The organism is Streptomyces sp. 3330, assembly GCF_031456635.1.
GTDB lineage: Bacteria > Actinomycetota > Actinomycetes > Streptomycetales > Streptomycetaceae > Streptomyces.
Genome location: NZ_JAVDVA010000003.1, coordinates 1 through 13,341, shown reverse-complemented (window position 1 = coordinate 13,341; position 13,341 = coordinate 1). Strand labels below are relative to the sequence as shown.

Sequence of the window (13,341 nt, the reverse complement as noted above, 5' to 3'; positions counted from 1 at the left end):
GTAGAGGCGGCTCCCGTGCCGCGGGGTGATCACGAACAAGGAGAAACCGCACGTGGCGGCCGCACCCACCACGCACTGGGCCCCGCACCCCGACTCGCCGTCTCCGCAAGGGGGTTACGCGCCGAACCGGCACTTCATCCGGTCAGCACGCCACGCGCCGGGCCCGGGCCGAGGAGGGCGAGGCGTCGAATCGACCGTCGACGCCGACGTACGAGCCGTCCGAGCCGTCCGCTCCCGGCCCGTCCACCGCCTCGCGTGACGTCTCAGGAGCCCGTGGCCGCGTCCCGGTAGAGCTCCGCGGCCTCCGGCCCCAGGACCACGCTGTACGAGGTGTCGGCCGTCGCTCCGCCCTGTTCGTGCCCGCCGAGGACGCCGACCACCTCCCCGTCGCCGTTGACCCAGGGGCTGCCGCTGGTCCCGCCGGTGAGGTCGGGGCAGTCGATGCGCTGCTGGGTGGAGGTGTGGACGGTGGGCCGGTTCGTGCAGCGGACCGGCACCTCGCGGGAGTCGGGGTAGCCGGTGACGGTCACGGCGGTCGCCCCGGTGGCGGTGCGCGGGGCGAGCCGGTTGCCGCCGACCACGTCCTCGACGCCCTCGCCGTCCCGTCCCTCGAGGACGGCGAACGCCACGTCGCTGTCCTCGTCCTGCCCCTGCGCCCACCCGTCGGGCAGGAAGACCCGCTCGACCCGCCAGACCCCGTGGGGCGCCCTGCCGTCCCGGTACCCGGGGACGAAGGCCAGCTCGCCCGTCCCGCCGAGGCAGTGCGCGGCGGTGACCACGAGGTCGCGGTGCGGGCTGTGCACCACGGAGGCGGTGCAGAAGTGCTCACCGGCGAGCCGGCCCGCCTCGGCGTCGGCCGCGGCGAACAGCGCGCCGACCCGCTCGGACTGCGCCGTGGGAGCCGCGACGGCCGTCACCCCCAGGGGGCCGGGCCCGCCGTCGGCGGCCGCCTCGGAGGCCGAGGTGACGGCCAGCAGCACGACCGCACCGAGCAGGGCGTTTCGCTTCATCGGGTTCACTGTGTCCCACGAAGGTGAGAGAAACGTCAGACGCATGCTTCTCCTACGACGCTACCCGCACTCCACCCACGGCACCTGTCCACCGGGGCGGGGATACGGTGGGCGGGTGGCTGACATCCCCTGCGACCTCATCTGGACCCGCGCGGCGACGCCGGACGCGACCGGTCCCGGCCCCTGGATCGAGATCGCCTTCGGCGAGGGCGACGACGGCGAGGCCCCCGTCCATCTCCGGGTGACCGACGACCCGGAGAACGTCGTCACCACGAACCGCAGAAAATGGGACGCGTTCGTACTCGGTGTCCAGGCCGGGGAATTCGACCACTTCGTCGAGGGTGTACTGGAAAACGACCGGAAAGATTAGCGCGGCGGTATACCGCGATATACGGCGCTCTACGACGCCGGGCGGCGGTACACCGAAGGGCCCCGCGGACAACGGCCGACGGGGCCCTTCGTACCGGTGTCCTGATCTACCAGCGGTACCAACGGCCCTTGCGGCCGCCGTGTCCTGCGGGCCGGACCACGAAGCCCACCAGCCAGACCGCCAGGACGATGACGGCGATCCACCACAGGGCCTTGACGGCGAAACCGGCACCGAAAAGGATGAGCGCGAGAAGCAGTACAACAAGCAGGGGAACCATGATTATCAACCTCCGAACAATCATGTGCCCCACGAAATCCCCTTCACTCCCTCAAATCTTGATTGCATGAATACGGTAGGACCGGGAATGCGGATCGGCCTCGAATACGGTCCCGCCGAAGACCCGCCGGAGCCGAACCGAACCGAAGGACGGTCGGAGCCATGCGGAAGGCCTGTTGAGGGCCGACCGAAGGCCGGCCGAAGACCTGCCGGATTCACAGGAAGCGGCGGATGGGCAGGACCGCGGCCTCGCGGGCCCGCTGCAGCGCGGAGCGCCGCTTCCAGCGGCCCTCCCGGATCAGCTCGGCGGACTTCAGGTCGTCGTCGAAGTGGCTGTCCAGCGTGGCCGTGAACTCCTGGTCCAGCACGGCGAGCATGATCTCCTCGTCGTGGTCGAGGGACCGGCGGTTGAAGTTCGTCGAACCCACCAGAGCGGCCACGCCGTCGACGGTGATGACCTTGGCGTGCATCATCGTCGGCTGGTACTGGTAGATCTTCACGCCACAGGCGGTGAGGTCCTCGTAGTAGTGCTGACCGGCCAGCTGGCAGACCCGCTTGTCGGTGTACGGACCGGGCAGCAGGATCTCCACCTCCACCCCGCGCCGCGCGGTGGCACACAGCAGTTCGATGAAGAAGACGTCCGGCGAGAAGTAGGCGGTGGCCAGCCGGAAACGCTCCTCGGCGGAGTCCAGCATCACCCTGATCAGGGTCTGCATGTCCTGCCAGCCGAAACTCGCCGAACCGCGCACCACCTGCACCACCGCGTCGCCCTGCGGGTCGTGCGGCACGAACCGGTCGCAGTCGTCGAAGAGTTCGTCGTGGCATTCGGCCCAGTTCTGCGCGAAGGCGGCGGCGATGCCGTCCACGGCCGGCCCCCGCACCTCGACGTGGGTGTCGCGCCACTCGCGCTCGTTGCGGGCGTTGCCGCACCACTCCTCGGCGATACCGACACCGCCGGTGAAGGCCGCCTGCTCGTCCACGACGAGGACCTTGCGGTGGCAGCGGTGGTTCTGTTTGAAGGGCGACAGGGTCAGGGGTCTGCGGAACCAGGCCACCTGCACCCCGGCCCGCTCCATCTCCTCCAGCAGCTCCTTCTCGATCAGCCGGCTGCCGAACCCGTCCAGCAGCAGCCGCACCCGCACCCCCGCCTGGGCCCGGTCGGCCAGCGCCCGCGCGAACTCGCGGGCGATGTCGCCCCTCCAGTACACGAACGTCATCATGTCCACGGTGTGCTCGGCGGCCCGGATGGCCGCCAGCATCGCCGGGAAGATCTCGTCCCCGTTGCGCAGGGCGGTGAGCGAGTTGCCCTCGGTCGCCGCGATGCCGATCAGCCGCTCCAGGCGGCGGCGTATCCGCACGGCGCGCTCCTCGACGCGTTCCGTGCCCGTTTCGTCGGCACCGGAGGGGGTCAGCTCGGGCCGTTCCTGCGTACTGGTCATGACATCACCTGGCCGGCACCACAGAGGAAAGGGAGCCGCGCCGACCGGTCCGGCACGGGGCGCGGCGAACGGACTGCCGGCCCGCACCACAACCCTCCCGGTGGGGGCGACACCCGCCCGACCACCCCCTGTACCCCCGGCGATGTCCCGTACGCCTGGGCGAGCCCCGGCGTGTCCGCCGTCACCCGCCGGAAGGGAGGGCTCTGCGAGAATGAGTCGTATGACTGCGCGTCGCGCGACCGTACGGAGCGGAACCCGGCCGGTCCCCCCGGACCCGACCGGCCACCGCCCCCGGGTCCCCGCACCGGAGGGAGCGGCTGCCGCGATCACCCGCCTCGTCCCGGCCGCGCGATGATGTCCGGGACCGGCGACGGCGGGAGCGGCGCGCACCCCCCGCCCGTGGAGCGGCCCGGCGGCGACCGGGCGGCGCCCTCCGCGCTGCCGGAGGACAGCGCCGAGGACCTCTACGAGCACGCGCCCTGCGGCTTTCTCTCCACCCTGCCGGACCGCACGATCACGAAGATCAACACGACCCTGCTGGACTGGCTCGGCCACGCCCGCGGCGACCTGGTGGGCCGCCGGACGTTCTCCGAGCTGCTGACCGTCGGGGGCCGGCTCTACCACGAGACCCACTTCGGCCCGCTGCTGAGCATGCAGGGCGAGATCAGCGGGATCGCCCTGGAACTCCGGGCGGCCGACGGCAGCCGGCTGCCCGTCCTCGTCACCTCCACGGTGAAGACCGACGGCGACGGGCAGCCGCTGCTGATCCGCACCACCGTCTTCGACGCCCGCGACCGACGCGCTTACGAGACCGAACTGCTGCGCGCCCGGCAGCAGGCGGAGAGCGAACGCGAGGAGCTCAAGCGCCTCAACGCCACCCTTCAGCGGACCCTGCTGCCCCCGACGCTGGTCAGCGTGCCCGGACTGGACGTGGCCGCGCACTACCACATCGCCTCCCCCGACAAGGTCGGCGGCGACTTCTACGACCTCTTCCCGCTGGCCGCGGGGACCTGGGGGCTGTTCCTGGGCGACGTGTGCGGCAAGGGCGCCGCGGCCGCGGCCGTCACCTCCCTGGCCCGCTACACCCTGCGCGCCGCCGCGGTCTACGACCCCGACCCGGCGGCCGTGCTGCGGAACCTCAACACCGTCCTCAACCACGAGTACAACGGCGACGACCCCCGGTTCTGCACCGTCATCTTCGGGCTGCTCACCCCCGACACCGTTCACGGCGGCTTCCGCGTCACCCTGGCCGGCGGCGGCCACCCCCCGGCCCTGCTCCTGCGGGCGGACGGCAGCGCCGACCACCTGGACACGCCCGGCGGACAGCTCATCGGGGTCCTGCCCGACGCCCATATCGCCACCACCTCGGTCCACCTGGAGGCGGGCGACACCCTGCTGCTCCACACCGACGGCCTCACCGAAGCCCACACGGTGGCGAACAGCGACGACGACCGCTACGGGGACGAGGCCCTCCTCGACTTCGCCCGGGATCTCGCGCCCACCACCGCGACCGACGCCGTCGCCGCGATCCGGAACCTGCTCGACACCTTCGGCGCCGGCGTCGACGACGACACGGCCGTCATCGCCCTCAGCGTGCCCCGGTCCTGAGTCGGCCGCCCACGGCCCCCGCCGCCCCGGCCACCCGGCCGCCCGCACCGGATGACCCTCCGTCAGCGGGGCCGCCCTGAAAGGCCACCCGCGGTGACGGGACGCCCGACCTCGGCGACCGGCCATGGCCCGTTCGCCATCCCCGGTGTGCGCAACGTCATGAGAACATCGAAACGTACGCTCACCCGACCAGCCGTCAGAAACGGTGCGGGGCCGTGAAGTGGGCTAACGACGGAACCACACCACAGGTTCCGCTCCGGCCTCATTGCCCGGCGTGACCTGCCGTGATACACAGAGTGACCATACGAGCTATTCGTACGACTCCCGTCCGCCAATGACGCCAAGTCGACATACGACGGCGACTTTGTCGGCGAGAATGAGGCGTGACCTCTGCACACCCGCAGAGGACTGCGGAACTACCCATCAGGGGCGGTGACTTACATGCTGTTTGCGGCCGACAAAGGCGATATCAACACCATCATCGGTGGGATCGCTCCGGACTGGGGGCCCTTCGGCAGCCTGGGCAACGAGGCCAAGGTGATGATCGAGGTCGTGATGGCGGTCGCCATCCTCCTCTGCCTCGGCATCGCCATCTGGGGCGCGGCCAAGCAGCGCATCGGCGCGACCGCCCTGCGGGACACCTTCAGCGCGGAACAGGGCAAAGGCCTCATCATCGCCGGGCTGACGGGAGTCTTCATCATCGGCTCCCTCGGGACGCTGTTCACCATCGTGTACGGCATGGCCGTGTAGCCGCGGCCGCCGCACCACCCCCAGTCACGTCCGGGCACGCCCGGCCCGCCATCCCCACCCATCTGTCGTGCCCACCGGCTGAGGTTGCGTTTCCCTGATGTCCCTGATGTCGAGTCACCACACCGCGCCCGCGCGGGAACCAGCACGGCTACCGTCGTACTTGTACGCGTCCCGGTACGGCAGCGAGGGGGCCTACGCGGCATGACTCCCGGCGACGAAAACGACTACGGCGATCCCGCACGCTCCGACGAGGGGCACGGCTACGGCCGGACCCGCCTCCGGCTGCCCGAGAACGACCCCTACGGCGGTGCCCGCAGAGGCGGCCGATCGTCCTCGCGGAGCCTGGTCACGGTGGTCGGCGTCGTCGTCCTCCTCATCGCGGCGATCGCCTTCGCGAACCGTGGAGGAGACGATTCCTCCACCACCTCGGCAGGCGGCCCGGCCGGCGACAAGCCGGACGCGACCAGCACGGCGGCCACCGGCACGAAGCCGGTCGACGCGAAGACGGGCGGCATCCCTACGGGATACGCACACGACGCGCAAGGCGCTCAAAGCGCCGCGGCCAACTACGCCGTGGCGTTGGGCTCGGCGGACATGTTCATCACGGACCTGCGGCACCAGATCGTCGACACCGTGTACGCGCCCGCCATCGCCGTCTCGAAACAGACCGCGCTGGACACCGCGTACGCGAGCGAGACCTTCCTCGGCAACATCGGGCTCGACAAGGACGGCACCGCCCCGGACGGCCAGGCCTTCGTGTCCCGGGTCATCCCCGTGGGCACCAAGGTGACGGCATCCACCGCGAGCAACGCCACCGTCGAGGTCTGGTACACCTCGCTCTTCGGTCTCTCGGGCGAAGCCTCGACCAACCCCGTCTCCGAGAGCTGGTTCACCACCACCTACCAGCTCCAATGGACCAGCAACGACTGGAAGGTCACCGACTTCCAGCAGAAGGACGGGCCCGTGCCGGTCGGGCGCGATCAGCAGGCCTCCACCGCCGACGACATGACGAAGGCCGTCGAGGAGTTCGGAGGGTTCACCTATGCGCGCTAAGCACCTCTCCCTCAAGGTCACGGCCGTTCTGGCCGCCGTTCAGACGACCGCGGTGCTGACGGCCACGCGCGCCTTCGCCGCGCCGACGCCCAGCCCGTCCCCGTCCGCCTCCCCGAGTGACAGCGCCTGCAGCGAACTCATCCGGGGCCCCGCCAGGGACTACTGCGAGAAGGGCGAGAACCCCTCGTCCACCACCGACCCCGGCGTCTCCGACACCCTCGACCCGCTCTCCTCGCTCGCCAAGGGCTGTGCCGACGCCGCGTCCTGGACCGTCGACAAGCTCAGCGAGGCCGTCAAGGACACGGCGAACGTCGACTTCACCAACGAGCGGTTCCTCAAGCAGTACGCCGTCGTCTTCGCCGCCTCGACCGTCCTGACCCTCCTGCTGTGGCTGCTGGCCGTCGCCAAGCGGGCGGTGCGCGGAGTCCCCCTCACCACCGCCATCGGCGAAGCCGTCGGCTTCCTCTGGCTGACCGTCCTGGCCTCCGCCTTCACCCCCCTGATCCTCTACACGGTCGTATCCGCCACGGACGGCATCACCGACGTCCTCGCGAAGACCACCGGCAACCAGACCGACACGTTCTTCGGCACCTTCTCCGCGGCCCTCTCCAAGGGCGAGGACATCGGCGGCGGCCCGATCATGCTGATCGTGGTGTCCCTGGTGTCGATCCTCGCGGCCGGGGTGCTGTGGCTGGAGCTCGTCATCCGGGCCGCCCTGCTCTACGTGGGCGCGTTGCTCGGCACCGTGGTCTACGCGGGCCTGGTGGACAAGAACCTGTGGAGCCACGTCCGCCGCTGGGCCGGCATCATGATCGCCGTCATCCTGGTCAAACCGGTGATCGTGATCGTGCTCGGCCTCGCCGGGGCGCTGTCCTCCGCCGACGGCCCGAACGCCTTCTCCGCCGTCGTCTCCGGGCTCTCCATCATCCTGCTCGCCATCTTCGCCAGCGCGATGATCTACCGCTTCGTCCCCGGCTTCGGCGACGAGATCGCGGGCTCCCGCAACAACCGCATCATGCAGGGTGCCGAGGGCAAGGCGGCGGCCGTCATCAGCTCCCCGGCGACCCTCGTCGCCCAGGGCATCAAGGCGCACAGCACCCGTGCGGACAACAACGGCGGTCAGTCCGGTTCCTCCGGCGCCCGCCCCTCCAACCCCGCGTCCGGCGGAGTCGCCGCGCACAGCTCGCGCACCTCGAACGGAGGCGGCGGATCTGTCCCCTCCGCCGCACCCGCCCCCCGCGCGAGCAGCCCGGTCAACACCCCGCACGCGAGCAACACCCGCAACAGCAGCAACAACCGCACGGGAGGTGAAGGGCGTTGACGACCGAGTCCCACGTGTCCCACGCGATCACGCCCCGCCGTACATATCTGATCGGCCGCGCCCGGCCGAACGCGATCGTCGGCCGCAACCGCGAGACCGGCGAGATCGCGCTCATCGTCGTCGGCGCGTTCCTCGGCATGATGTGCGGCCTCCTCGTCCCCGTCCTCGCCCTGCGGATCGTGCTGCTGAGCGGCTTCCCGATGATCGCGCTGGCCGCCGTCTACGTGCCGTACAAGCACCGCACGTTCTACAAGTGGTTCGAGATCAACCGCAGCTACAAGCGCACCCTGCGCCAGGGCACGGCCTACCGCTCGACCGTCATGGAGGCGGGCACCCGGCTCGACGGCCAGGAGATCGAGATCGGCCCGCCCCCGGGCATCGGCCGCATCAACTGGCTGGCCGCCCCGTTCGGCCCCGACGAGATCGCCGTACTCCTGCACGCCGACCGCCGCACGGTGACGGCCGCCATCGAGATCGAGGGCCCGGGCGTCGGCCTGCGCGACAGCGAGGACCAGGAAGCCCTCGTCGACCGCTTCGGCACCCTCCTCAAGCACGTGGCGAACGGCGACGGCTTCGTCACCCGGCTGCAGATGCTCGCCCGCACCCTGCCCGCCGACCCCGACGCCCACGCCAAGGACGTCGCCGTCCGCGGGGACGAGAAGTCCCCCGACTGGCTGGCCCGCTCCTACGACCAGCTCCAGTCCATGGTGTCCACGAGCAGCGAGCAGCACCGCGCCTACCTCGTCGCCTGTATGCACTTCACCCGCGAACTGGCCGCCGAGGCGCACGCCATGGCCCGCGCGGCCCGCCCCCGGTCGGGCCGCAAGCTGGACCGGGACGCGGGCCTTGCGGTGGTCATGGCCCGCGAGCTGACGGACATCTGCTCCCGCCTCCAGGAGGCGGACATCCGCGTCCGCCAGCCCCTGGGCCAGGGCCGGCTGTCCTCCCTCGTCCACTCCATGTACGACCCGGACCACCCCATCGACCACATCCAGGCGATGACCAAGCGCAACGCCTGGCCGGCCGAGCTGGACGCCATGGAGCCGACGTACCTCCAGGCCAAGACCCGCGAGTCGTCCACCCGGGCCCCCTGGTGCCATGCCACGGCCTGGGTGAAGGAGTGGCCGATGACCCCGGTGGGCGTCAACTTCCTGGCACCCCTCCTCGTCCACACCCCGGACGTCATCCGCACCGTCGCCGTGACCATGGACCTCGAACCCACCGAGGTCGCCATCGAACGCATGCTGACGGAGAAGACCAACGACGACGCCGAGGCCAGCCGCGCCGCCAAGATGAACCGCACCGTCGACCCCCGCGACGTGGCCGCCCACTCCCGCCTGGACCAGCGCGGCGAGGACCTCGCGTCCGGCGCGGCCGGCGTCAACCTGGTCGGCTACATCACCGTCTCCTCCCGCAATCCCGAGGCCCTCGCCCGCGACAAACGGACGATAAGGGCCTCGGCCGGCAAGTCGTACCTCAAGCTCGAATGGTGCGACCGAGAGCACCACCGGGCGTTCGTGAACACCCTCCCGTTCGCCACCGGAATCCGAAGGTAGGGGCTGATGAGCTGATGCGGGATCCGCTGTCCGTCCTCACGGACGCCTTCACCTCGTTCCTCTTCGGCAAGGTCGAGACGACCCGGCTGCCGGTGCGCACCTCCACGGGCCAGGCCCAGGCGGTGTACCTGCCCACGGCCGCCCCCGGCCTCGGCGACTCCGGCGTCATCATCGGCCGCGAGGTCTACTCCGGAAAGGGCTACATCTACGACCCCTTCCAGCTGTACGGCCAGCAGCTCCCCGCCCCGCACTGGCTCGTCCTCGGCGAGTCCGGAAACGGCAAGTCGGCGCTGGAGAAGACGTACGTCCTGCGCCAGCTGCGCTTCCGCGACCGTCAGGTGGTCGTCCTGGACGCCCAGGGCGAGGACGGCGTCGGCGAATGGAACCTCATCGCGCAGGCGCTGGGAATAACTCCCATCCGCCTGGACCCGACGGCCGCCCTGGACCACGGGATCCGCCTCAACCCGCTGGACCCGTCGATCACCACGACCGGCCAGCTCGCGCTGCTGCGCACCATCATCGAGGTGGCGATGGGCCACGGCCTGGACGAGCGCTCCGGTTTCGCGCTCAAGGTCGCGCACGCCTACGTCAACGAGACGATCGTGGAGCGCCAGCCGGTCCTGACCGACATCGTCGAACAGCTGCGTCACCCCGAGCCGGAGTCGGCGGAGGCGATGAACGTCGCCATAGACGATGTACGGGCCTGGGGCCTGGACGTGGCACTGGTCCTGGACCGCCTGGTCGACGGCGACCTCAGGGGCATGTTCGACGGCCCCACGACGGTGGGCATCGACCTGGACGCTCCGCTGATCGTGTTCGACCTGTCCCACATCGACCGCAACTCGATCGCCATGCCGATCCTGATGGCGATCGTCGGGGTCTGGCTGGAACACACCTGGATCCGCCCCGACCGGAAGAAGCGCATCTTCCTGGTCGAGGAGGCCTGGCACATCATCAACAGCCCCTTCGTGGCCCAGCTGTTCCAGCGCCTGCTGAAGTTCGGCCGACGCCTCGGTCTGTCCTTCGTGGCGGTCGTCCACCACCTGTCCGACGTCGTGGACGGAGCCGCGGCGAAGGAGGCGGCGGCCATCCTGAAGATGGCGTCGACACGGACGATCTACGCCCAGAAGGCGGACGAGGCGAGAGCGACGGGCCGGGTCCTCGGCCTGCCGCGGTGGGCGGTGGAGATCATCCCCACCCTCACACCGGGCATCGCGGTCTGGGACGTCAACGGCAATGTGCAGGTGGTCAAGCACCTGATCACCGAGACGGAACGGCCACTCGTCTTCACCGACCGGGCGATGACGGAGTCCTCCACCGACCGCACCATGTCCGACGACGACGCCCTGCTCGCCGCGGAACTGGAACAGGAACGACGGGCGGCGGCCTTCATGGAACAGCACCTGGCCGACCTGGACGGCTCGTCCGAGTCGACGGTGGCGTAGCGCGGAAGAGGGGGTCGTCATGAGACCGGGAGACGAGCAGCGCCGCGACCACCCGGGCCACGGCCAGGGAGGCGTCCCCGACGGCCTGCTGGTCGGCATACTCGCGTTCCTGCTCGGCATGGCCCTGCTGGTCTGGACGGCGACCGGCCTGGCGGCCCTCTTCGCGCACGGCTCGTGGCCCGCGGGCGTGACCTTCACCCGCACCCCGCCGGCCATGCGCCATCTCATCGCCAGGCCCCACGACATCCCCGGCGCCTGGCCGGACGCGGAGCCGGCCGACCTCTCGGGCTACGGGCTGTTCTGGGGCCTGTTCATCGGCCAGGTCATGATCCTGCTCGTCCTCACGGTGTTCGTGATGGGGACACTCGCCCGGTGGCGCGCGGTACGGGCGAGCAAGCGCGTCGCCCTGGCCCGGACGCCGGCGCCCGCGCAGGAGGCCGTGCCGCCGCCGACGCACCAAGAGGTACCGACCCAACGCGTCGAGACGACCGGCCACAGGCCCGAGACCGAGCCCCCGGCGCCGACCCAGCCTCTGCAGCCGACGGCGGCCGCGCCGCACATCACCCCGCCCGCACCGCCTCTCCACCCCCAGCAGGCACCACAGACACAGCAGCCCCACGGGTCCTCGACATCCGCTGCCGCCGCCCTGTTCCCGGCCGCGGCGGGTGAGCGGGCGGTCGGATGGGAAGCCAACCGCCTGGAAGGCGCGGTCCGCTACGCCCCGCCGGAGATCCGCACGGCGACGGCGATCCAGGCCGTCCGGGACGCCGAGGGCCCCGCCCTCATCCTCACCTCCAGCCCCGCCCTCTGGACGGAGACCAAGGACGCCAGAGCCAAACTGGGCCCGGTCCACCTCTACGACCCCGGACACCTCTGCGACACCCCGGCCCGCCTCCACTGGTCCCCCACCACGGGCTGCGAGGACAAACAGACGGCGACCGCCCGCGCGACGGCACTCCTCGCCCCCGTGCGCCCCGCCTCACGCCTCGACCAGGCGGTCAGCGACACCGCCGAGACCCTGCTGCGCAGCTATCTGCACGCCGCGGCCATCGACGGCCGCACCATCCGCCACGTCCACCGCTGGTCCCAGGGCACCGGCATCCAGGAAGCCGTCCGCACCCTCCGGACCAACCCCAAGGCCGCCCCGGGCGCGGCGGGCGAACTCGAGGCCGCCCTCACCGCCCACCCCGAGCGCCGGGACATCGCCCAGGAACTGACCTCCCGCGCCCTCTCCGCCCTGTCCACGGTCAACATCCGCGAAGCGTGCACTCCCAACCGAACTGACGCCCTCGCCTTGGATTCCTTCGTGGACGAAGGGGGAAGTCTTTATGTGCTCGGTGAATCAATCGAGGACCCCAGGAGCAGTCCCGGCGCGATGCCGCTCCTGACGGCCCTCGTCTCCAGCGTGGTCGAGCGCGGCCGGCGCATGGCCGAACGGTCATCCTCCGGTCGCCTCGACCCACCAATGTCCCTGGTGCTCGACGACGTGGCGGCCGTGGCCCCCATCCCCCAGCTCCCGGACCTGCTGGCCACCGGCGCCGACCGCGGCCTGCCCACCCTGGCCCTGCTCCGCTCCCGTGAACAGGCCAAGGCCCGCTGGCCGCACCACGACCTACCGGTCTGACGCCTCGGGACGCTCGAGCACGAACTCGTACTCGTCCTCCCCGTTGTCCTGCCCCAACGGCACGGTCCGCCCGCTCGGTATGAACCCCGCCTTGCGGTACGCCCGCTGCGCCCGCAGGTTCTTCTCGTGGACGATGAGCCGCACCCGCCCGAGCCCGAGCTCCCAGGACCAGTTCACGGCGGCGTCGAGAAGCGCTCGCGTCAGCCCGCTGCCGCGCCACTCCTCCCGCACGAAGACCCCGACCACGTGTCCCTGCCGACGCTCCACGGGGAAACCGGCCCAGTCGTCGGTCCCCGCCTCCTCCACGAGCACGGTGGCCGTCCCCACCCACTGTCCGCCCTCGGACTCCGCGACGAACTGCCGTACGCCGGTACCCCCCTCGGCCGCGCCGGCCGCCCGCTCCTGCCAGAAGGAGTCGGGCCGCGCCGCGGCGGCCTCGTACGTCTCCAGAAAGGCGAGCGGTGCCACCGGATCCCTGAGGGCCAGCAACCGCAGGTCCTTCACCGAGGCCCACTCGTCGGCGCGTACGACCCGAACCGCATACGTGTACATAGAATGCACCGTAACGCAGAAAACCCCCGCACCGTGAGGTGCGGGGGTTTCCCGTAATATTTGTTCGGCGGTGTCCTACTCTCCCACAGGGTCCCCCCTGCAGTACCATCGGCGCTGTGAGGCTTAGCTTCCGGGTTCGGAATGTAACCGGGCGTTTCCCTCACGCTATGACCACCGAAACACTATGAAACTGTCCAGCCGCACCATGTGTGGCACATGGGGCTGTTCGTGGTTTCAGAACCAACACAGTGGACGCGAGCAACTGAGGACAAGCCCTCGGCCTATTAGTACCAGTCAGCTTCACCCATTACTGGGCTTCCACATCCGGCCTATCAAC

General features: G+C 70.5%; 12 protein-coding genes and 1 rRNA gene. 8 read left to right on the top strand and 5 right to left on the bottom strand.

The window, feature by feature from the left end:
* Positions 1 to 263 precede the first annotated feature (263 nt).
* Positions 264 to 1,010, bottom strand: a complete 747-nt coding sequence (locus J2X68_RS05950) for a trypsin-like peptidase domain-containing protein (RefSeq protein ID WP_310431385.1) — start codon at positions 1,008 to 1,010, stop codon at positions 264 to 266.
* Positions 1,011 to 1,125: 115 nt separating this feature from the next.
* Between J2X68_RS05950 and J2X68_RS05945 the strand changes: the two genes are divergently transcribed.
* Positions 1,126 to 1,380, top strand: a complete 255-nt coding sequence (locus J2X68_RS05945; protein ID WP_310431384.1) for a DUF397 domain-containing protein — start codon at positions 1,126 to 1,128, stop codon at positions 1,378 to 1,380.
* A 106-nt stretch (positions 1,381 to 1,486) separates the two neighbouring features.
* Here J2X68_RS05945 and J2X68_RS05940 read toward each other — a convergent pair whose 3' ends face one another.
* Positions 1,487 to 1,657, bottom strand: a complete 171-nt coding sequence (locus J2X68_RS05940) for a hydrophobic protein (protein ID WP_310431383.1) — start codon at positions 1,655 to 1,657, stop codon at positions 1,487 to 1,489.
* Positions 1,658 to 1,871: 214 nt separating this feature from the next.
* A complete protein-coding gene (locus tag J2X68_RS05935; protein ID WP_310431382.1) occupies positions 1,872 to 3,095 on the bottom strand; it encodes a phospholipase D-like domain-containing protein in 1,224 nt (407 codons plus the stop codon).
* A gap of 354 nt (positions 3,096 to 3,449) precedes the next feature.
* On the opposite strand from J2X68_RS05935, the gene J2X68_RS05930 reads away from it, so the two are divergent.
* The 7 genes from J2X68_RS05930 (at position 3,450) to J2X68_RS05900 (ending at position 12,452) form a co-directional block, all read left to right on the top strand.
* A complete protein-coding gene (locus tag J2X68_RS05930; protein ID WP_310431747.1) occupies positions 3,450 to 4,703 on the top strand; it encodes a SpoIIE family protein phosphatase in 1,254 nt (417 codons plus the stop codon).
* Between the two features lie 441 nt (positions 4,704 to 5,144).
* Complete coding sequence (locus J2X68_RS05925) at positions 5,145 to 5,453, top strand: hypothetical protein (RefSeq protein ID WP_003991275.1); 309 nt, start codon at positions 5,145 to 5,147, stop codon at positions 5,451 to 5,453.
* Between the two features lie 201 nt (positions 5,454 to 5,654).
* Positions 5,655 to 6,506: a hypothetical protein gene (locus J2X68_RS05920; protein WP_310431381.1), complete on the top strand. Its 852-nt coding sequence runs from the start codon at positions 5,655 to 5,657 to the stop codon at positions 6,504 to 6,506.
* Complete coding sequence (locus tag J2X68_RS05915; RefSeq protein WP_310431380.1) at positions 6,496 to 7,827, top strand: hypothetical protein; 1,332 nt, start codon at positions 6,496 to 6,498, stop codon at positions 7,825 to 7,827. Before J2X68_RS05920 ends, J2X68_RS05915 begins: the two co-directional genes overlap by 11 nt.
* Positions 7,824 to 9,383: an SCO6880 family protein gene (locus J2X68_RS05910; RefSeq protein WP_310431379.1), complete on the top strand. Its 1,560-nt coding sequence runs from the start codon at positions 7,824 to 7,826 to the stop codon at positions 9,381 to 9,383. Before J2X68_RS05915 ends, J2X68_RS05910 begins: the two co-directional genes overlap by 4 nt.
* A 14-nt stretch (positions 9,384 to 9,397) precedes the next feature.
* Positions 9,398 to 10,828 (top strand): ATP-binding protein, encoded by a 1,431-nt coding sequence (locus J2X68_RS05905; RefSeq protein ID WP_310431378.1) that lies wholly within the window; start codon positions 9,398 to 9,400, stop codon positions 10,826 to 10,828.
* Between the two features lie 19 nt (positions 10,829 to 10,847).
* Entirely contained in the window at positions 10,848 to 12,452 is a 1,605-nt protein-coding gene (locus tag J2X68_RS05900; RefSeq protein WP_310431377.1) for a type VI secretion protein, read from the top strand.
* Here the strand turns inward: J2X68_RS05900 and J2X68_RS05895 are convergent.
* Together J2X68_RS05895 and rrf are read right to left on the bottom strand one after the other, a co-directional pair.
* On the bottom strand, positions 12,441 to 13,004 hold the full coding sequence (locus tag J2X68_RS05895; RefSeq protein ID WP_310431376.1) for a GNAT family N-acetyltransferase: 564 nt from the start codon (positions 13,002 to 13,004) through the stop codon (positions 12,441 to 12,443). The genes J2X68_RS05900 and J2X68_RS05895 overlap by 12 nt on opposite strands.
* A gap of 62 nt (positions 13,005 to 13,066) precedes the next feature.
* Positions 13,067 to 13,183 (bottom strand): 5S ribosomal RNA (gene rrf / locus J2X68_RS05890).
* Positions 13,184 to 13,341: the final 158 nt, after the last annotated feature.

Coding starts and splice junctions, on each gene's coding strand:
- J2X68_RS05950 (WP_310431385.1), bottom strand. CDS start 1,010: ATGAAGCGAAACGCCCTGCTCGGTGCGGTCGTGCTGCTGGCCGTCACC.
- J2X68_RS05940 (WP_310431383.1), bottom strand. CDS start 1,657: ATGGTTCCCCTGCTTGTTGTACTGCTTCTCGCGCTCATCCTTTTCGGT.
- J2X68_RS05935 (WP_310431382.1), bottom strand. CDS start 3,095: ATGACCAGTACGCAGGAACGGCCCGAGCTGACCCCCTCCGGTGCCGAC.
- J2X68_RS05930 (WP_310431747.1), top strand. CDS start 3,450: ATGTCCGGGACCGGCGACGGCGGGAGCGGCGCGCACCCCCCGCCCGTG.
- J2X68_RS05925 (WP_003991275.1), top strand. CDS start 5,145: ATGCTGTTTGCGGCCGACAAAGGCGATATCAACACCATCATCGGTGGG.
- J2X68_RS05920 (WP_310431381.1), top strand. CDS start 5,655: ATGACTCCCGGCGACGAAAACGACTACGGCGATCCCGCACGCTCCGAC.
- J2X68_RS05915 (WP_310431380.1), top strand. CDS start 6,496: ATGCGCGCTAAGCACCTCTCCCTCAAGGTCACGGCCGTTCTGGCCGCC.
- J2X68_RS05905 (WP_310431378.1), top strand. CDS start 9,398: ATGCGGGATCCGCTGTCCGTCCTCACGGACGCCTTCACCTCGTTCCTC.
- J2X68_RS05900 (WP_310431377.1), top strand. CDS start 10,848: ATGAGACCGGGAGACGAGCAGCGCCGCGACCACCCGGGCCACGGCCAG.
- J2X68_RS05895 (WP_310431376.1), bottom strand. CDS start 13,004: ATGTACACGTATGCGGTTCGGGTCGTACGCGCCGACGAGTGGGCCTCG.